The 18,323-nt window shown below is 69.7% G+C and carries 19 protein-coding genes and 2 pseudogenes; 13 read left to right on the top strand and 8 right to left on the bottom strand.

Annotation, left to right across the window (positions count from 1 at the left end):
- Positions 1-9 precede the first annotated feature (9 nt).
- The 4 genes from ACIGQF_RS37105 (at position 10) to ACIGQF_RS37090 (ending at position 3,615) form a co-directional block, all read left to right on the top strand.
- Positions 10-858 carry a metallophosphoesterase family protein gene (locus ACIGQF_RS37105; RefSeq protein WP_399720056.1) on the top strand — a complete coding sequence of 283 codons (849 nt, stop codon included), beginning with the start codon at positions 10-12 and terminating at the stop codon, positions 856-858.
- The gene (locus ACIGQF_RS37100; RefSeq protein ID WP_399720053.1) at positions 855-1,601 is read left to right on the top strand and encodes a 4'-phosphopantetheinyl transferase; all 747 of its coding nucleotides are present in this window, start codon (positions 855-857) and stop codon (positions 1,599-1,601) included. The genes ACIGQF_RS37105 and ACIGQF_RS37100 overlap by 4 nt, the downstream gene beginning before the upstream one ends.
- Before the next feature lie 99 nt (positions 1,602-1,700).
- Entirely contained in the window at positions 1,701-2,324 is a 624-nt protein-coding gene (locus ACIGQF_RS37095; RefSeq protein WP_399720051.1) for a reverse transcriptase domain-containing protein, read from the top strand.
- 469 nt (positions 2,325-2,793) lie between these two features.
- A complete protein-coding gene (locus ACIGQF_RS37090; protein ID WP_399720049.1) occupies positions 2,794-3,615 on the top strand; it encodes a DUF1963 domain-containing protein in 822 nt (273 codons plus the stop codon).
- A 198-nt stretch (positions 3,616-3,813) separates the two neighbouring features.
- On the opposite strand, the gene ACIGQF_RS37085 is transcribed toward ACIGQF_RS37090, so the two are convergent.
- Positions 3,814-4,692, bottom strand: coding sequence for an alpha/beta fold hydrolase (locus ACIGQF_RS37085; RefSeq protein ID WP_399720047.1), 879 nt, complete (start codon positions 4,690-4,692; stop codon positions 3,814-3,816).
- A gap of 137 nt (positions 4,693-4,829) precedes the next feature.
- Between ACIGQF_RS37085 and ACIGQF_RS37080 the strand changes: the two genes are divergently transcribed.
- Both ACIGQF_RS37080 and ACIGQF_RS37075 read left to right on the top strand, forming a co-directional pair.
- Complete coding sequence (locus tag ACIGQF_RS37080; RefSeq protein ID WP_399720044.1) at positions 4,830-6,767, top strand: BTAD domain-containing putative transcriptional regulator; 1,938 nt, start codon at positions 4,830-4,832, stop codon at positions 6,765-6,767.
- Between the two features lie 44 nt (positions 6,768-6,811).
- Positions 6,812-7,105: pseudogene (locus ACIGQF_RS37075) on the top strand (transcriptional regulator); the annotation flags it as partial.
- Positions 7,106-7,650: 545 nt separating this feature from the next.
- Here the strand turns inward: ACIGQF_RS37075 and ACIGQF_RS37070 are convergent.
- Entirely contained in the window at positions 7,651-8,400 is a 750-nt protein-coding gene (locus ACIGQF_RS37070; protein WP_399720042.1) for an SDR family oxidoreductase, read from the bottom strand.
- 14 nt (positions 8,401-8,414) lie between these two features.
- The gene (locus ACIGQF_RS37065) at positions 8,415-9,164 is read right to left on the bottom strand and encodes an SDR family NAD(P)-dependent oxidoreductase (protein ID WP_399720040.1); all 750 of its coding nucleotides are present in this window, start codon (positions 9,162-9,164) and stop codon (positions 8,415-8,417) included.
- 118 nt (positions 9,165-9,282) lie between these two features.
- Between ACIGQF_RS37065 and ACIGQF_RS37060 the strand changes: the two genes are divergently transcribed.
- The 3 genes from ACIGQF_RS37060 (at position 9,283) to ACIGQF_RS37050 (ending at position 12,224) form a co-directional block, all read left to right on the top strand.
- The gene (locus tag ACIGQF_RS37060) at positions 9,283-9,882 is read left to right on the top strand and encodes a TetR/AcrR family transcriptional regulator (RefSeq protein WP_399720037.1); all 600 of its coding nucleotides are present in this window, start codon (positions 9,283-9,285) and stop codon (positions 9,880-9,882) included.
- A gap of 399 nt (positions 9,883-10,281) precedes the next feature.
- Positions 10,282-10,725, top strand: a complete 444-nt coding sequence (locus ACIGQF_RS37055; protein ID WP_399720035.1) for an Rrf2 family transcriptional regulator — start codon at positions 10,282-10,284, stop codon at positions 10,723-10,725.
- Positions 10,726-10,901: 176 nt separating this feature from the next.
- Complete coding sequence (locus ACIGQF_RS37050) at positions 10,902-12,224, top strand: amidohydrolase family protein (RefSeq protein ID WP_399720033.1); 1,323 nt, start codon at positions 10,902-10,904, stop codon at positions 12,222-12,224.
- 311 nt (positions 12,225-12,535) lie between these two features.
- Here ACIGQF_RS37050 and ACIGQF_RS37045 read toward each other — a convergent pair whose 3' ends face one another.
- Together ACIGQF_RS37045 and ACIGQF_RS37040 are read right to left on the bottom strand one after the other, a co-directional pair.
- Entirely contained in the window at positions 12,536-12,766 is a 231-nt protein-coding gene (locus ACIGQF_RS37045; protein WP_399720031.1) for a tautomerase family protein, read from the bottom strand.
- A gap of 284 nt (positions 12,767-13,050) precedes the next feature.
- Complete coding sequence (locus ACIGQF_RS37040) at positions 13,051-13,443, bottom strand: SDR family NAD(P)-dependent oxidoreductase (protein ID WP_399720029.1); 393 nt, start codon at positions 13,441-13,443, stop codon at positions 13,051-13,053.
- 196 nt (positions 13,444-13,639) lie between these two features.
- Between ACIGQF_RS37040 and ACIGQF_RS37035 the strand changes: the two genes are divergently transcribed.
- The gene (locus ACIGQF_RS37035) at positions 13,640-14,545 is read left to right on the top strand and encodes a helix-turn-helix transcriptional regulator (RefSeq protein WP_399720027.1); all 906 of its coding nucleotides are present in this window, start codon (positions 13,640-13,642) and stop codon (positions 14,543-14,545) included.
- 117 nt (positions 14,546-14,662) lie between these two features.
- On the opposite strand, the gene ACIGQF_RS37030 is transcribed toward ACIGQF_RS37035, so the two are convergent.
- On the bottom strand, positions 14,663-14,809 hold the full coding sequence (locus tag ACIGQF_RS37030) for a hypothetical protein (RefSeq protein WP_399720025.1): 147 nt from the start codon (positions 14,807-14,809) through the stop codon (positions 14,663-14,665).
- An 88-nt stretch (positions 14,810-14,897) separates the two neighbouring features.
- Here ACIGQF_RS37030 and ACIGQF_RS37025 point away from each other — a divergent pair, with 88 nt between their 5' ends.
- Both ACIGQF_RS37025 and ACIGQF_RS37020 read left to right on the top strand, forming a co-directional pair.
- Entirely contained in the window at positions 14,898-15,458 is a 561-nt protein-coding gene (locus tag ACIGQF_RS37025; protein WP_399720022.1) for a hypothetical protein, read from the top strand.
- Between the two features lie 40 nt (positions 15,459-15,498).
- Positions 15,499-15,627: pseudogene (locus ACIGQF_RS37020) on the top strand (MFS transporter); the annotation flags it as partial.
- Between the two features lie 298 nt (positions 15,628-15,925).
- On the opposite strand, the gene ACIGQF_RS37015 reads toward ACIGQF_RS37020, so the two are convergent.
- A complete protein-coding gene (locus ACIGQF_RS37015) occupies positions 15,926-16,891 on the bottom strand; it encodes a M56 family metallopeptidase (RefSeq protein ID WP_399720019.1) in 966 nt (321 codons plus the stop codon).
- Positions 16,892-16,900: 9 nt separating this feature from the next.
- A complete protein-coding gene (locus tag ACIGQF_RS37010) occupies positions 16,901-17,305 on the bottom strand; it encodes a BlaI/MecI/CopY family transcriptional regulator (protein WP_399720017.1) in 405 nt (134 codons plus the stop codon).
- Between the two features lie 416 nt (positions 17,306-17,721).
- On the opposite strand from ACIGQF_RS37010, the gene ACIGQF_RS37005 reads away from it, so the two are divergent.
- The gene (locus ACIGQF_RS37005) at positions 17,722-18,306 is read left to right on the top strand and encodes a carbonic anhydrase (RefSeq protein ID WP_399720015.1); all 585 of its coding nucleotides are present in this window, start codon (positions 17,722-17,724) and stop codon (positions 18,304-18,306) included.
- Positions 18,307-18,323 lie beyond the last annotated feature (17 nt).

The following is an 18,323-nucleotide window of genomic DNA, read 5'->3' as shown; positions in this document are numbered from 1 at the left end:
GACGGTACTGTGACCCGAGGAAAGCTCCTGGCCGTCAGCGATCTGCACGTCGCCTACGCCGAGAACCGCACGATCGCGGACTCGCTCCGCCCCACCACGGACGAGGACTGGCTGATCGTCGCCGGTGACGTGGGCGAGAAGTTCGACGACGTGGCCGGCACGCTGCGGCTGCTCGCCGGGCGGTTCGCGAAGGTCATCTGGACGCCGGGCAACCACGAGCTGTGGACGCACCCGCAAGACCCGTGCCCCCTCCGCGGCGAGGCCCGCTACCTCGAACTCGTCGAGCTCTGCCGCGGACTGGGCGTCGCCACGCCGGAGGACCCCTACCCGCTGTGGCAGGGCGCCGAGGGCCCGGTGGCGGTGGCGCCCCTGTTCACGCTGTACGACTACTCGTTCCGCGCGCCGGGCGCCACCACGACCGAGCAGTCGCTGCGCATCGCGCACGACGCGGGCATCGTCTGCTCCGACGAGTACTTCCTCCACCCCGACCCGTACCCCGGCCGCGCGGCCTGGTGCCGGCAGCGGATCGAGGCGAGCGAGCGACGGCTGTCGGCGCTGGACCCGTCGCTGCGCACCGTCCTGGTCAACCACTGGCCGCTGGTGCGGCAGCCGACCCGGGTGCTGCGCTACCCGGAGTTCGCGCAGTGGTGCGGCACCGAGCTGACGGCCGACTGGCACATCCGCTTTCGCGCCGCGTCCGTCGTCTACGGGCACCTGCACATCCCCCGCGTGACGCACTACGACGGCGTGCGCTTCGAGGAGGTGTCGGTCGGCTATCCGCGCGAGTGGCGGGCCCGGCCACCTCGCGTGCCGCTGCGCGAGGTCGTGTTCTCACCGGTCGCCGGTGGTGTGCGGTGATCGAGGAGATCCTGCCGGCCGAGGTCGTCACCGCGGCCGCGTACGACGACGAAGTGCGTACCGGCGACTGTCTCTTCGAGGAGGAGCGGGCCGTGATCGCCCGGGCCGTCGCGGTCCGGCAGCGGGAGTTCACCACGGTCCGCCACCTCGCGCGCCGGGCACTGGCGGGGCTCGGCCACCCCGCCGTACCGATCCTGCCGAACCGGCGCGGCGCTCCGCAGTGGCCCGAGGGCATCGTCGGCAGCATGACGCACTGCGCTGGCTACCGCGCCGCGGCCGTCTCCCGGACGGAGGTGTCCGCGGCCGTGAGCATCGACGCCGAGCCGAACGGACCGTTGCCCGAAGGCGTCCTGGACACCGTGACGCTGCCGTCGGAACGGGCCCGCCTCGCCGTCCTGTCGGACTGCCGCCCGGACGTCCACTGGGACCGGATGTCCTTCAGCGCCAAGGAGGCCGTCTTCAAGGCGTGGTATCCACTGACCCGGCGTGAACTGGACTTCGACGAGGCGGAGATCGTATTCGCCCCCGAGGACGGGAGCTTCACGGCCCGGTTGCTGGTAGCCGGGCCCCTGGTCGGTGACCGGCGGGTGTCCGTCTTCCCCGGCCGCTGGCACGTGGACCGCGGTCTGCTCGCCACGGCCGTCCACTTGCCGGCGCCGGCCATGGACGACCGCAAGACCCCGCCAGGCACGGCCCCGGTCTCGGGCGCGCCGCGCAGGCGTCCAGGGCGGGCCGGTGGGTGAATTGCACCGTTCGGGTGGTCGCTCCGGGCACGGCGCAGACCGCGGGAATAGCTGCCCTGCCATTGCCCTTGTCCGACACTTTGCGACCCACTCCTACGAGTGGATCGTCGAGGGCGACGTCAAGGCGTGCTTCGACGAGATCTCGCACCCGGCCCTCATGGACCGAGTACGGACTCGAATCGGAGACAAACGGGTCCTGGCCTAGCGAAGGCGTTCCTGAAGTCAGGAATCCTCGGCGAGGACCGGACCTTGAGGAAGACCGACACCGGAACCCCGCAAGGGTCGATCCTCTCCCCGTTGCTGAGCAACGTGGCCCTCTCTGTCCTGGACGAGCACATCGCCCACGGACCGGGAGGACCGTCGAGCACCTTCAACGAGCGGCAAAGGCGCCGCCGACGCGGACTGCCAAACTGCCAGCTCATCCGCTACGCGGACGACTGGTGCCTGGTTGTGTCGGGCACCCAGGCCGACGCGGAGATGCTGAAGGAGGAAACCGCAGAGGTGCTCTCCACGATGGGCTTGCGCCTGTCCCCGGAGAAGAACCCCTCCCACAAATCTTGGGGAGTCTCTGGGGAGAACGGCCCCTCTGGGGAGTCCACGGGGAGTTCCGGCCGCACAAACTCGTACGACTCCGAAAGCCCCGGTAAGGGACGTCGTCGCAGTTCAGCGGCTTACGAGCGGCCGAAACCGCAGGTCAGCTCCGCCTGCTGGGGAAGTACATGACGTAAGTACCCAGGTCGTCGCCTTCGACGATCCCGGGAAGTGATCCACCCTCCCGCAGGGGCGTCACATAACGAGTCGCAATGACTTCTGTAAGCATTTGCCCAGGTTATAGGGCCGTTCACGTCCGGACCCACGACGGGCCGCCGGGCCCATCCCCACCTGGCACCCCACCATGATCACGCCTGGGGAGAATCTGGGGAGTTTCAGCTGCTGCGGACCGTCCGCCCTCCCCAGCAACAACGTCCCCGCCACTGAACACAGCGTCGACGGGTCCGCTCGCGAAACGCCTGCCGTTCGGGCGTCGGCCCACCGCCTTGCGGATATCTCACACAACCGGCATACCGTGCCGATAACGCATCGTCAGCCCCTGCCGACATCACGTTCCAAAGTTCGGTAGCGCCAACCTCCCTTGCCTTCAAGCAAGTTCGGTCCTGCCAGTGCCCGACCATGAACCCGTTAGGGTGGCCCGGTGACCGACGCGAACATGGACAGAGTGAACCGCTTCCGGGCCGAGGCGGCATCCCGGGGTCTGCCGGCGGAGGAGGTGGAGGAATGGATACGCGTCGCCCGTCCGGCGGTGTACTTGGCGGAGGGCGGTGACGGTCCACTCGTGGCCCGGGTCGGCGGCGACCCCCTGCTGCCGAACGGCGTGCCCGGGCCGACCGATCCCTTCGTGGCCTCCGTCGATCTCGCGGCTCTCCCGCCGGGCGTCACCGGCCTCCCGCTCCCCGCCGACGGCCACCTGCTCCTGTTCTCCGGCACCGATGTGCACGGCATCGGAGGACAGGTGTCCGATGCGGTGCTGTACATCCCCGCCGGGACCCCGACTACCCCGAGCCCCCTCGAACACAGCCGGCGCGAGCCGTACCGACCGCGTGAGCTCCGCACGGTCTGGCACCAGCCGAGCGCGCAGATGCCGGAGAGCTTCGCTCTCGACAGATGGGGCGACTTCCCCGAGGACGAGCAGTTCGAACTCGCCGACGAACTCGCCGACGCCTGGGCAGACGGAGGCGGCTACCGCCCTTCCTGGGCCGTGCAGATCGGCGGCCATCCGGTCTCGCCCCAGAACGACCCCGTCCACTACGCCCGTGGCCCCGAGGAGGCCGGCCCCTCCGAGCAGGGCGGTGCGGCCCACGGAGAGGGCGCCGACGACTGGGCTCTCCTGGCCACCTGGAGGTGCGGCGACGACGTCACGGAACTGGACTCCGGCGTGGCCCACTGGGTGATCCGCCGCCGGGACGTGGCGGCCCGGCGCTTCGACCGGGTCCACCGCTACGTCGAAATGGCCTGACCGCGCGGGGCGGGGACGGTCGGCTCGCCGGCGCTCGTCAGCTGCCCTCCCCGCCACGCCCACCCGGTCCGTGTCGTCACCGTGACGATAGGTCTGCCCGGAACCCATTGCCGTCCCCGGACCCGGCCCGGTCTGCCCGTAGGAGGGATACGGCCCCGTGGGGCTCGCCCGCCACCTCCCGTGGCCCGGGTGGAGGGCTCAGCGGAGCAGCAGGTCGCGGATCGCCTCCGTGATCTCGTCGGGCGCCTCCTCTGCCATGAAATGCCCCGCGCCGGTCAGCCGGTGGTCCAGGTCCGGCGCCCACGCGTGCCAGACCGCGGCGGCGTCGTAGCCCAGTCGCGCGCCCCAGTCCTGCTGGACGACCGTCACGGGCATGGCCAGCTGGGAACCGGCGTCCTGGTCCGCCTGGTCGTGTGTGATGTCGATGCCCGCCGAGGCCCGGTAGTCCGCGACGATCGACGGCACGGCCGCGGCGCTCGCCCGCAGGTACGCGGCCCGGACCGGCTCCGGCATGGCGGCCGAATCCCTGGCCCAGGCGTCGAGGAAGGAGCCGAAGTAGACGTCGGCGCTGTTGGCGATCATCGTCTCCGGCAGGCCCGGCGGCTGCGCCATGAGGAACAGGTGGAAGCCGACCGCCGCCGGGACGCCGTGCAGGACGTTCCACATGTCCAGAGTCGGCACGACGTCGAGGATGCCCAGGTGCGTGAGGGTCTCGGGATGGTCCAGTCCCGCGCGGAAGGCGACCAGGGCGCCCCGGTCGTGGCCGACCAGGGCGAAGCGCTCATGGCCGAGCGCCGCTGCCAGGGCTACGACATCGGCGGCCATGGTGCGCTTGGAGTACACCTCAGGGCCGGTGGCCACCGGCTTGTCGCTGGCGCCGTAGCCGCGCAGGTCGGGACAGATCACCGTGTGCTCGCCGGCGAGCCGCTCGGCGACGTGCCGCCACATCAGGTGGGTCTGCGGGAAGCCGTGCAGCAACACGACCGGGCTGCCGCTGCCGCCGACGGCGGCGGCCAGCTCCACTCCGTCGGCACCGGGCAGACGGACGTGGTCGAAACCGGGAATGGCGAGCGTCATGAAAGGCCCCTTCCTGGGGTCCGGGGGACCGGCGAAAGCAGTGGTCCGAGGACTGACGGGATCAGCGTGGGCGACGGCGATCAGCAGCCGATCAGTACGCTTCGGCGCCGTGGACCCGCGGCGCGGAAGATGGAGGCATGCGAATCGACGTACTCGGTGCCGTGCGGGCCCTCCACGACGACGGCACCCCGGTCGACCTGGGCGGACCTCGCCACCGCGAGGTACTCGCCCGGCTCGTCGCCGCCGGAGGACGGATGGTCCCCACCGACACCCTCGTGGACGACCTGTGGGTCGAGCCGCCGGTGCGCGCCGTGGGTGCGTTGCGTACGTTCGTCGCCGCGCTGCGCCGCGCCATCGAACCCGGCCGGCCGCCGCGCACCCCGCCGCGCGTCCTCGTCACGGAGGGCCCCGGCTACGCGCTGCGCATGCCGCGCGACACCGTGGACGTCCACCGGTTCGAGGACGCCCTGGCCCGCGCCCGGCGTACACCCGATGCGCTGACCGATCTCGACACGGCCCTCGCAGCCTGGCGCGGCCCCGCCTACGCCGACGTGACCGGCTCCGCGTGGGCCCAGCGCGAGCGGACCCGGCTGGAGGAGCTGAGGCTGGAGGGGGTGGAACTACGCGCCCGCCTCCTCCTCGACTCCGGTTCAGGAGCCGAGCTCGTCGCAGAACTGGGCGCCCACGTCACCGAACACCCCTGGCGCGAGCCGGCCTGGGGACTGCTGGCCCGCGCACTGCACCGGGCGGGCCGTCAGGCGGACGCGCTGGCCACCCTGCGCCGCGCCCGCACGATGCTCGTGGACCAGCTCGGGCTCGACCCGGGCGCCGACCTCCAGCGCCTGGAGACGGACATTCTCCGCGGAGCCACGACGCTCCAGCCCCCGCGTACCGTGTGGACCGCCGGCGTACGACTCGGCCCGCGCACCACCGTGGAACTGGCGCGCACCCTGGCCCTGGCGGGTGGTGACGCCCTCGTCCACTCGCGGCGCGACCGCCTCGCCGCCGTCCAGGCGGCGGAGCGCACCGGAGACGTCGCCCTGACCGCCCGCGTCATCGGCGTCTACGACGTGCCCGCCCTCTGGAGCCGGGCCGACGATCCCGAGGAGTCCCGCGCCGTCGTCGGGGCGGCCGAGCGTACGCTCACCGCGCTCGGCACCGACGGCCCCGCCGAACTGCGCGCCCGCCTGCTGGCCACCGTCGCGGTCGAGAGCCGCAGCGCCGATCTGTCCGCCATCGAACGGAGACGCGCCGGGCAGGCGGCGCGCGAGTCCGAGGCCCTGGCCCGGGAGCTGGGCGATCCCGCCCTGCTGGTGTTCGCCCTCAACGGCGTGTTCCTCCAGTCCTTCACCCGGCCCGGGCTCGCGACGGCACGGGACATGATCGGCGCCGAGATCCTCGACCTGGCCACCCGGCACGAGCTGCCCGACTTCGCCGTGCTCGGCCGGCTCATCCGCCTGCAATCCGCCTCCGCTCTCGGCGACCTCGGCGCCGCGACCGCACACGCCGAGGCAGCCGAGCAGCTCGCCGTCAGCACCGAGGCCCTGCTCGTCCCCGTCCTCACCGGCTGGTTCCGGGCCCGGGCCACGGCCGCCCGCAGTACCGAACCGGGCGGGCCGACCGCCGCCACGGCCGCGGCGCACTACCGCGCCGCCGAGAACGCCCTCGCCGATACGGCGGGCATGCCGGGGCTGCACCGGGGCCTGTTCGCCCTCGCCCTCCTGGGACTACGTCTGCTGCACGGCCGTCCCGCGCCCACCGATCCCGCCCTCGACTGGGGCCCGTACCGTCCCTGGACGCACCCCTTGGTGCTGCTCGCCCGCAACCGGGTTGAGGAGGCCCGTACCGCCCTGGCCATGGCGCCCGATCCACCCCTTGATCACATGCAGGAGGCACTCTGGTGCCTGACCGCCCATGCCGCCGCCCGCCTCGGCGAACGCCCGGTCGCCGCCCGCGCGGCAATGGCCCTGCGCGCCGCCCGCACCGAACAGGCGGGCGGGGCGAGCGGGATGCTGACGCTGGGGCCGGTGGCGCGGTACCTGGCGGAGGCGGAGGCATGCGCCGACAAGGGATGACCGACATCGTCCGCGGACCCGTCCCCACCTGCCCGTCCCACCTTGACCGGGCAGCACAGGCCACCGTCGCCAACCTTCGCGAGGCAGCCGGATTCGACCCGGACAACCCACGGCTGCGCGCACTCGTCCGCACCCTCACTGAGCACAGCGCGGACTTCACCCGCCTCTGGCAGTCCCACACCGTGCGCGGCAAAGCACAGGACGCCAAACACGTCCTCCACCCAGAGGTCGGCCCGCTCACTCTCGCCTATCAAGCATTCGACGTACGCGAGACGCCCGGCCAGCAGCTCGTCATCCACCATGCCGAACCAGTCAGCCCCAGCGCCCAGCCCCTCAATCCAGGTCGGCTTCGCCTCCGCGTGTTTCCCAGGTGCCGGCAGCCGCCCGGAGCGGGAGGCCGCCGTGAAGCTCGCCGGCGGGATCCGCTCCTCCGGCCCCGCCATGCCGCTCGTCGTCCACGAGCACAAGCGGCTCGGCTGCGGGATCGAACTCGCCATGCCCGTCGAGGAGCTGAAGGCGAGCGATGGTCGGGCCGGAGTTCCTCGCCGGGGAGCTGAAAGGTTCGCACGACCGTCCGGCATCGTGTTCACCGTGCTCGCCGCCATGTCCGGCATGGAGCGCGAGTACATCCGCGACCGCACCCTCGAAGGCCACGGCAGCGTACGCAAGCGCGGCAAGACCATCGGCGGCGCGGGCGTCACCGCCGAGTCAATGCTGTCCAAGGCCCTCCACCTTCAGGGCCGGGAGATGAGCCTGCCGGTGCGGTCGGCGGTCAGCTCCCAGCGCAGCTTGGCGGCCACCCGGTCGGCTACCCGACGGACTCTGCGTCGCAGGCACCTTCTTCTGGTTCTTCTGGTCCGCACGCTGATCCGCATGAAACCGCCTAGTACGCGAGCTGCCCGATGCCTCCGTCAACGCGCAGCACGGTCCCTGCGGTGTAGGCGGATTCGTCCGAGGCGAGGTAGACCGCCGCCTTCGCCAGTTCGGTGGCGGTTCCCAGGCGATGGAGCGGCACGGTCTGCCGGAGTTCCTCGTAGAGGGCGGCTTGGCGCTCGGGGCCGAGGGGCGCGAACGCGTTGGTGATCGTCGGGCCTGGGCTCAGTCCGTTGACGCGGATGCCGCGGTCCTTCAGTTCATGGGTCAGGCCGCGCGTATAGGAGAGCAGGCCCGCCTTGGCCGCGCCGTAGACCGTTGCGTTCTCGTGTCCGATGTACGCGGAGACCGAGCCGACGAGGATGACCGATGACTGCTGGGAGAAGAGCGGTAGCAGGTCCCTGATCAGGAAGAACGGTGACTTGAGATTGGTCGCGAGGAGCCTGTCGAACGCCTCCTCGGTCCATGCCTCGATCGGGAGGTGGGTGACGTCGGCGGCATTGCTCATCAGGATGTCGAGCTTCGGCCATTCCGCCCGGAGCCGCGCCGCGAGCGCCGCCTGGCCGGGTACGTCGCCGGCGTCACTGTTGATGGTCAGCAGCGGGCCGTCCAATTGCCGGGCTGCCTCGTTCAGCTTTTCCTGAGAGCGGCCGGTAATGGCGACAGTCGCTCCCTCGGCGAGGAACTCGCGGGCCGTTTCGAGGCCGATGCCGCTCGTCCCTCCTGTGATCAGCGCGTGCTTTCCCGCAAGACGATCCATTGTTCTGTCCCTCTTCAAATTGCGGTGCGGCCACCGTCGGCGGCGACGATCGCCCCTGTCATGTAACTGGCCCGGTCACTGGCGAGAAAGGCGATCACGTGGGCCACCTCACCCGGGTCGGAGGTGCGCTTGAGTGCGGTGGCCAGGCCCATGCCGCCCATGTCCGGGCCCATCGCCGCGACCACCTTCGAGGTGCGCATCGGGCCCGGAGCGACGGCGTTGACCCGCACGTTCGACTCGGCGAACTCCGCCGCCCAGGTGCGGGTCAGCGATTCGAGCGCCGCCTTGGTGGCGCCGTAGACGGCCATGCCCGGCATACCGAGGCCGGCCGCGGTGGAGCTGACGTTGACGATGCTGCCGCCGCCGCCCGCGGCCATCTTCTCCGCGAGCAGAGCGGTGAGCAGGAACGGCGCACGCACATTGACCGCGAAGGCGGCGTCGTAGCTCCCGAGATCCTGCCCGGTGGTCGGGGAGAACGTCATGACGCTCGCGTTGTTGACCAAGATGTCGACGGCCCCGGCGTCCGCGGCCAGCTGCCGCACCCCCGCCGAGTCGGACACATCGGCAGCGACGAAACGCACCGTCCCGGCGGACTCGCCACCGGCTGCGCCGAGGTCTTCCACGACCTGGGCACCGCGCCGTGGATCGGTGCCGGTCAGGATCAGGTCGGCGCCGCCCGCGGCCAGCACCTTGGCCGTGGCGTGCCCGAGTCCGCCGATCGCGCCGGATCCGGTGACGAGTGCCGTCTTGCCTGCGAATTCCATTGCTTCGTCCTTCGTGCCGGCCAGTGAGCGACTAACTTCTGTGCATCCGTTCAAGAAGTAACGCAACGGAAGCTACGACTTCTTGAACGGCAAGTCAAGAAGTCGTAGTATCGAGCACGTGGCACGAACCGGACGCCCCCGCGAGTTCGACAAGGAACGCACGCTGGAGCGCGCACTCGAACTGTTCTGGTCCCGTGGATACGGGGCGACGTCGATCCAGGACCTGGTCGACGCGCTGGCCGTCGAGCGCGGCAGCCTCTACGGCGCATTCGGCGACAAGCGCCGGTTCTACCTCGAAGCCGTCAGGCTCTACTGGGAGGTGTACGAGCGGCACCTGATTGCCACGCTCGACACCAGTCCGCTACTGCCCGCCCTGCGCAAGATCCTGACCCATCCCGCGCGGCTGGACGAACTGATCTCCGACATGGGCGTGCCGCAGGGCTGCCTGGTCGGCAACACGACAGCCGAACTGGTCCCCCAGGACAGCGAAGCCACGGAGATCGTCAGGCGCTCGTACCGCCGGTTCACCGACATCGTCACCGACGCGCTCGGCCGCGCTCAGGCCGCCGGAGAGGTCACGAACAAGGCCCACCCCGCGGCCCAGGCCCAGCTGCTGCTCTACCTGGTCCAAGGTCTCTCCCTCGTATCGAGGGCGGGGCTCGACAGGGCTGCGGCCCTGTCGGCGATCGATGCGGCGGTGGACGGGTTGAGGGCGTGACCGGACCTCTTGCGCGGCTGCAGCAGCCCCAACGTCTGCGCATCCGTGACGAGACACGCGCCGACCCGCGCCAGGAACTCCTCCAACTCGCCTGAGCCATCATCTGCTTGCGACGGCTGCGCAGCACCTTCTGAACCGATCAGCGAGACTCCCGCCAGGGTAGGGGTACTGCCCACGCTTCGACGGGCATCGGCCCTGACGCTACGCGGCCTGTGCGGCCGGCGACGCGGACGGCCCGCACTCCTACGAGCACCACATGCCGCATGCGCCAACCTTGCCCAGGCCGCCGGTCGCCCTGCATCCGGCCCACTCAAGTCCGGGGCCCGGACTGCTCGGTTGACCATCGAATTAACTGCAACTAGCTTGGTGGCAGTTAGTCCGAGGCGACAGGAGCCGGAGATGGCGGGACTCAGCAGCAGGAGCGCGATCGCGATTCACGCGCTTGCGATGCTGGCGCACCGGCGTGGAGGCTCGTTGACTTCCGCGGAGATCGCGGACAGCCTCGAAAGCAATCCGGTTCTCGTGCGGCGCATCCTCGGCCGCTTGCGAGACGCTCACCTGGTGCGGTCCGCCGAGGGGCGGGGCGGTGGCTGGTCCCTTTCCCGCAATCCGCGGGACCTCACGCTGTATGACGCGTACGCCGCCGTAGAGGCGGGGCGGATCTTCTCGAGGCACCCCCATCCCCCCAGTGGGGCATGTGTGATCGGCCGCAACATCGGCGATCTGCTCGACGTCGAGTTTCAGAACGCGGAGCGGGCTCTGGAGGAACAGCTCGCCCGAACGACGATCGCCGCCCTGCTGCAGCAGATACTGACCTCCGACAACGAAGCGAAGGACCACTGATTCAGCAGTGACGCACACACGCGTCATCACGCCCTCTTAACTGTAACTAGTGTAGTTGCAGTTTGTTTGAGGGCGCAGGGCTTCAGGGCCTCCGCTCCCGATGTCAGCGGCCGCACGATCCACCTGCATGCACCCGGACTTGAACACCTACTCAGAACACGCCAGGAGGGAGAGCGATGCAGCAGAAAGCCGAAGCGAGCGCGAGCGCCGAGGCTTGCGGTCCTGCGACCTACGACCTCGTGATCCGTCGCGCACGTGTTTTCGACGGCCGCCAGACGCTCACCGGTCTGTACGACGTCGCCATCGACGGCGCAGAGATCGCTTCCGTATCGGCCGAGCCACTCAGGGGCAGACAGGAGGTGGATGCGGCCGGAGGATGGGTCATGCCGGGCCTGATCGACACTCATGTGCACTTCTACGACGTGCGCGCGGTCTCCGGTCCTGATTCGATGCGGGCCTTCGAGGAGAACGAGCTTCCCGGAAGGCTCGGGCTGTTCCTCGACCACGGGGTCACCACCATCAAGTCGGTGGGCGATCCGACGGGCGGAATCCTGGACACGCGGGCCAGAATCGCCGCAGGCACGCTGCGAGGCCCGCGGCTGTTGGCGACCGGTTGCGGTATCACCGGACGCGACGGGCATCCCGCCTCCACCGTCTTCAGCGGCAACCCCTGGGCGCGCGAGCGCTTCACGGGAGAGGTCGACAGCGTGCAGGAGATCCGCGACCTGGTGCACCGTCTCGCCGACCGCAAGGTGGACGCGATCAAACTCCTGTCGGAAGGCGCGTGCGCACACTCCGGCGGGCCGAAGTACCTCTGGCAGAATCCTGCCTTTCCGGATGGTGTCGAGTTGGAACGGCTTCCCCTCGCTCTCCTTCGGGCGGGTATCGAGACCGGGCACGAGCGGGGCCTTCGGGTCACCGTCCACACCACCCAGCAAGCCGCGGCACGCGAGGCGGTCGAGGCCGGGGCGGACGGCCTGGAGCACGGTGTCACCGTCGAGCCCCTCACCGACCGTTCGCTCATCGACCTGATGCTCGAACACGGCATCACCTACACACCCACGCTCTGGATCGACGACGCCCACCCGGACGCCCGTGGCAATCTCCGGAAGGTCGCTGAGGCCGGCGTGCACATCGCGCTGGGCAGCGACACCTTCAGCGGCCGGGGCCTGTTCGGAGCCAACACTCTGGAAGAAGCCGAACTCATGGTGGCGGCCGGGATGACGCCCACCCAGGTGCTGGCCGCAGGCACCAGCGGCGCGGCGCGCCAGTGTGTCCGCCCCGACCTCGGCACGGTGGCCCCCGGCAAGCGCGCCGACCTGCTCGTGCTGAACGCCGATCCCACCGCGGACATCGGCAACCTTCGCGACCTCAGCATGGTGATCCTGAACGGCGAACTCATCGTCGACACGCGCTGGGCAGCGCCGTCCGAAAGCACCGGACGGACCGAGGAAGACGCCGCGATATCAAGTCCGGCCAGGGCGATCCAGGGGCCGTAGTGGTCGTTGTGGTCGTTGTGACTCCATGGATGCCGCTGATTGAAACGGTGGAGAAAGGACAGTAACGCCATAGGGCCACGGTAGACAGGGGCGGCACCTCCCGGAGATCCCCGGCGCGCAGCAGCACGCTCCGAGGCCGCATGCAGTCATTTCTCGTGAACATCCGTAGGGCCGTCGATCTCCAGCTGCTGCCCACACTGCCGGACGAACGCTGCTGCTCAAAGTCAACGAAGCCAGCCGCCGGGAGCGATCGGCGGCGGCCCTCGCTTTTCAAGGTGCTGACTTAGCCGAATGACGGCCGGTGGGCGCGATCAGACGTCGATGGTGTCGGTCGGTGTCGCCTCACCGAGCATGGCGAGGGTCAGCACGTTGCCGGAGATACCCCAGCCGCCGTCGGCGACCTCTTCGATCAACACCATGGTGTTGTTGCGGGCGCGCTCGCCGTAGATCTCGACGTACAGCTCGGTGGTGCGGATGACGATCTCCTTTTTCTGCTCCGGGGTGAGCGTCTTCTCGGGGACCTTGAAGTTCGCGAAAGGCATGGCTGGTTGTTCCTTCTCTCAGTGGGGCGTTACAGGGAGCCGGCTGCCGTGAGCAAGCTGTCCAGTTCGACGCGGCGGAAGAAGTCGGCTCGGAAGCGGTCGGCTCGGAAGCGGCCGGCAACCGCCGAGAAGACTTCGCTGCCGTCTCGCCTGGGGTCTATGTGGGTGCGCAGCGGCGCGAGTGCCACGCGCCATCGCGACCAGGCACGCGACGGCTTCAGCGGCCTCAGTCACATCGGCGTCCGGAGGGATGAGCGCGGGAAGGCTCTTGCCCAGATCACCCATCAGGGGCCGGTGTCGCTGGCCGTGGACTTCCGCGCAGTCGACGTCGGCGGGTCGCAGGCGAAGTGGTTGGGGCCGATGGTGAACGCCTCGGCGGCACCCAGGACGGTGTGTCCGGCGTTGTGCACGACCACGTCCGGTCGGCCGCGCTCGGCGAAGATCCGGTCGACCTCGGCATCGGAGGAGCCCTGGCAGGTGACGTCCAGCTCAACGTCCTGGTGGTCGGTGCCGTAGCGCGCCGGGCCGACCACCGTGGTCGCCTTACGGGTCGTGGTCCGGCGGATGCCCGCGTACACGGCGGGACCGGCGAGGGCCATAGCACGCACTGACAGCGCCCCGATGCCGTTGGAAGCCCCGGTGATCAGGACGGCCTCTCCAGCGTCGTCGTTCCTCATGACAGGCCTCTCGTTGATCGGGGGCTGCGTGCGGTTCAGAACTGGCTCCTGTAATGGATGCGATCAGGCCGCAGTCCGGCCGTCGCCCTGCTACGTCCTCAACGATCGGCCGGTCCCCCACCCCTAGCCAGGGCTGCGTTTACCCAGGGGACGCCACCCCCTGGCTACGGCCTGGCGCACGCGCGACCATAAGGGGGTGAACCTTCCAGAACTCGGCGCCTTCCTCAGGACACGCCGCGACCGCATCCGCCCCGCCGAGGTCGGTCTCCCCCAAGGCCCGCGCCGACGCGTCCCCGGGTTGCGCCGCGAGGAAGTCGCCCAGCTGGCAGGGCTGTCGGCCGACTACTACACCGAGCTGGAACGCGGCAGCGCGAAACACGGCGTGCAGCCCTCGACCCAGACCTTGGCCGCCCTCGCCCGAGCCCTGCGCCTGAACGGCGACGAGCGCGACCACCTGTTTCACCTGGCCGAACGGCCTATCCCCCCGTCAGCACACGGACCGTCGGCACACGTGCAGCCGGCGCTTCTCGGACTCCTGGACCGGCTGTCCAACACCCCCACGCGCGTCATCACCGATCTGCACGAAACCCTGGTGGAAAACGACCTGGCCCGAAACCTGCTCGGCGATTCCCCGGCACACCGCGGCCCAGCGGCAAGCTTCGTGTACCGCTGGTTCACCGACCCGCAGGCGCGCGAGAGGTACCCGCCCGAGGACCACCCGCACCACTCCCGGGTGTTCGTGGCCGACCTCCAGGCAGCGGCCGCCCGGCGCGGCCGGGACGCGGAGGTCACGAAGATGATCGCTGTGCTACGCCGCCGTAGCCGGGAGTTCGCAACCCTCTGGGACACCCACGACGTCGCGGTGCGCCGCATGGACCACAAGAAGATCGTGCACCCCACGCTCGGCATCATCGAACTCGACTGCTACAACCTGCTCAGCGAGGACGGACGCCAACGCCTGCTGTGGTTCACCGCGCCGCCCGGAAGTCCGGGAGCCGAGCAGCTGGAACTGCTGTCCGCCATAGGAACCCAGGACCTGAGCGTCGCCGAGGCCACGACACCGGAGAGGTTGTCCGCGGCGGAATCCGGAGCGCAGCGCTGACCCGCGCCGCTGAGGGAGCACTGCCTTCCCAGCAAGGCGTGGCGGCCCCCGGCACGTCCTTCACGTAGGGGTCCGCACGCGGTATCGAGGAGCGTGCGTCGGTCAGCATCGAGCAGGTCAGACGCACGGCTGGGGCGTCGCACCGTCGATCGCGCTCTTCGTACCCAGCATCGAGGGCATCTCCCACAACGAGGGCGAGTTCACCCAGGACCACGACGTCTGCGTCGGCACCGACCTGCTCACCGAGGTGCTCAACCAGCTCATGTCAGGCGGCCTGGACTCCCGGTGAGCGAGGTACCGGCCCGGTGAGCGAGGTACAGTCCCGGCGGGCCGATCGGAGCCAGGGGGCAGCTTGAACAGCTCAATCAGCCAGATCGTGATCGCAGTTCTGGGCATTGGCGGCACCCTCGCTGCCGCCGTCATCACGCAGCGCGGCGCCGACCGCGCCCGGGCGCGCGAGCTGGAGCACACGAGGCAACTCCAGCTGGAGGAACGTGAGTACGCCACGCGCCAGGCTCAGCTTGAGGCGCGGCGCACGTGTTACGCCACTCTCAGCGCCGGCACTCGCGACTTGGCCAACGTGATGGCGAAGGTCCTCCACGCCCTGGACAGAGGCGAGATGACCGAGGAGCTACGGGCGGACCTGGACCGGGCGCGCCGTGAGCACCGTATGCGTCACGCCGAGGCCCAGATGGTGCTGCCCGATACCGTGGCGGAGGCGGCCAGCACGGCAAACCGTCATCTCGGTGATCTCTATGGCCTGCTGATGCGGCTCGATGGGAACACTGCGCGGCAGGGGGAGAATCTGGAAGCCGCTTCGGAGAGCATGGGCAGGCTGTGGGGTCCCCTGTGGGAAATGCGTCGCATCATGCGCGTCGACCTCGGGGTCACGGAACCCGACCAGGATCTGTAGGGTGCCGGACCCAGCTTCCAGTTCACCGGCCGACCGAGACATCGTCTTCGGTCATTTCGGTGTCCGGCTCGGCCGTAAGTCGATGCTGCTCGTCTCGCTGACGACGATGGGCGTGGCGACCTTCGCGATCGGCCTGGTGCCGGACTACCGGACGATCGGCATCGCAGCCACTGAGGGCACGAAGGCCAGGATTGCCTCAGCCGCCCTGTACTGCCACCGCAACACCGTCCAGCACCGTATCCTCCGCTTTCGCCGAATTGACAGGCCACGACGTACGCCGCCCTGAAAGCGCGGCACTCGTGACACTTGCCCTGGGTGCCCGCGCTAGGCATCACGAGGCCGGAATGTGAACGCTCTCCGCGGAAGCCGACTCGCCGGTTCATCACCGGTCTCTGTGCGACACGAACGGTTTCTCCGGCAAGAGCCGCTTCGGCGCACTGAGCGGCTTCTCGGCCGACGTCAGGCGGTCAGCACCCGGAATGCGCCGTGCCGGCAAGGAGTGCTGCGGGGGTCAGGGCGAGTAGCACGGGGAATGCGAGGACCACTGCCACGACCGCCGTGCTCAGGGCGGGCGCCAGTGCCTTCGCGTGGGACGGTGCCGCCCTGAGGAGGCGGCGGATGCGCTCGGCCGGGTCGGTACCTGTCATCGCGGGCAGCCCGGACACCGTGGCGGTGGGGCCCACGGCGCACATCTCCAGCAGCGCCGAGGCGACGGCTCGCCGGCCGTGTTGCTGGGCCGCCCGGTCGTCAGCGGCCATCTCCGCGAGGCGGCGCACCTGTTGGGCGTAGCCGCGCGAGAGCCCGGTCCAGCCGAAGGCCGCGGTCAGGACGTCGCCGACGAGGAAGGCGCGGTGGTGACGGTATGCCAAGTGAGCCCGCTCGTGCTCCAGCGCAGCGGCGAGTTCGGTGTCGGACAGCATGTCCAGTGCCGCCGTGGTCACGACGATGCGTGAGCCGTTGCGCGTCCCGGGGATGCAGAAGACCGCGGGGTCCGTGTGCTTCAGTACGCGTACGTCCGGGTCGTGGATACGGTCGTGCTCCCTCAGGGCGTCGGCCGTGAGCCGGTACTTTTTCCGCTCCCGGTGGAGGTTCAGCAGGCTCCGCAGGGTGAGGCCGGCGAGCGTCACGGATCCCAGGAAGAGAACGGCCAATGCGGCTCGGGGAATGTCCGCCACCAGCCAGGGCCCGCCGTAGGCGTCGTGGACCAGTGGCTCGTCAGCGCTGAAGAGCCACATCATGAGGTGTTCCCACAGGTCGTGCGCGACCAGGAGGAGGAAGCCCACGATCGAGGCCAGCAGGCTCAGTGCGCAGGCATGCCAGCTGCGCAGGGCGGCTTGCGGGAAGCGGGTTACCCAGCGCGCACGGGTCAACAGGCGGGCGGCCGGCCCGCCGAGTAATACCGCGTAGGCGAGCAGTGCTGCGATGACTAACACGGTGTGGCCTCAGGGGTTGGTATCGGCTTCGGGGTCTGGATCGGGGTCGGTCTCGGGGTCGGGGGGCAGGGTGTCCAGTGCCTTGCGGAGGGCAGCCGCCTCGTCGGCGTCGAGGCGGCCTGCGAAGTGCAGGAGCGCGTTCGCGCGGTCGGTACAGGAAGCCAGGGCCTGCTCCATGAGTTCGGCCGTGTAGTCGTCCGCCGAGCGCAGCGGGCTGTAACGGTAGGACCTGCCGCGCTTGGCCCGGCCCAGCCACCCCTTGGCCCGCAGACGCTCGGTGACCGTCATCACCGTGGTGTAAGCCAGCGGACGCTCCTCGTTGAGGACATCGGTGATGCGCTGAATGCTGAGTGGTTCCGCACTCGCCCACACCACACGCATGATGTCCGATTCCAGTTCGCCGAATGGTCTCAACGCGTCCGACCTGCCCTTCTCTCTCTTCGCAGGGAAGCCGCCTGCGGGGCGGTGCCACTCGTCACAGCTACGGAACCCCTGAACTTCTACGATGCGTAGTAGTTTGGAGGCGTGGACATCGACCGGCACAGGTCGGCGGCTGACGGCTCGCGCAAGCCACCACCTGACACCCACTCAGTGCCGCGCCGACACGGCTCAGTCGACGGGTTTGGTGCCGTTCCCATCGTCGGTGTCACCGCCCCGGCCGCACAACGCGATCGGCTCGCAGGTAAGCACGGCAGGGGAGCTGTCCCACACGCCCACGGCGTACGTCGCGTACGCCATGTCACGGCAGCCGGCCATGACACCCCGCACGGTCCGGCAGCCGCTCACGGCACCCCCTGCCCTCCATTACCCGCAGCACAAGGCAGGCCACCATGCAGTCACTCATCGAAAACGCCCGCGCCTTCCGGTCGAGCTTTGCCGAGAGCCGTGACGATCTCACCGCGCTCGCCGAAGGACAGCGCCCACAAGCCCTCTTCCTCGCATGCTCGGACTCACGCGTCGTACCATCGCTGATCACCGGTGCTCGCCCGGGCGAGATCCTCGAACTGCGCACCGCCGGCAACATCGTCCCGCGCCACAGGTCCGAGGCCGACTGCGGCGTCGGCGCGACCCTGGAGTTCGCGGTCATCGCGCTGCGAGTGCCCCACATCGTCGTCTGCGGACACTCGTGCTGCGACGCCGTACAAGGCATGGTGGCCGACAAGCAGTTGCCCGGGATGGCGCTGTTCAACCGCTGGCTGCAGCGGGCGGAGTACCGCTCGCAGCCCGCCGCCCTGCGCAAGGGCGTCGCCGCGCAGCGCCATCTGGAAACACAGCTCAGGCACCTGCGCTCCTACCCGTGCATCGCGCGTCGCCTGCGCGAGAGGCGGCTGCGCCTGCACGGATGGTTCTACGAGATCACGTCCGGTGAGGTCTTCACCTACGAGGAGCGGGAGCGAATGTTCCGGCCGTTGTGACCGGTCAGGACCCGCGA

It is taken from the genome of Streptomyces sp. NPDC053560 (assembly GCF_044544605.1).
Lineage (GTDB): Bacteria > Actinomycetota > Actinomycetes > Streptomycetales > Streptomycetaceae > Streptomyces.
Note: the sequence above shows the minus strand (reverse complement) of the source record. Positions and strands in the feature narration are given on the sequence as shown.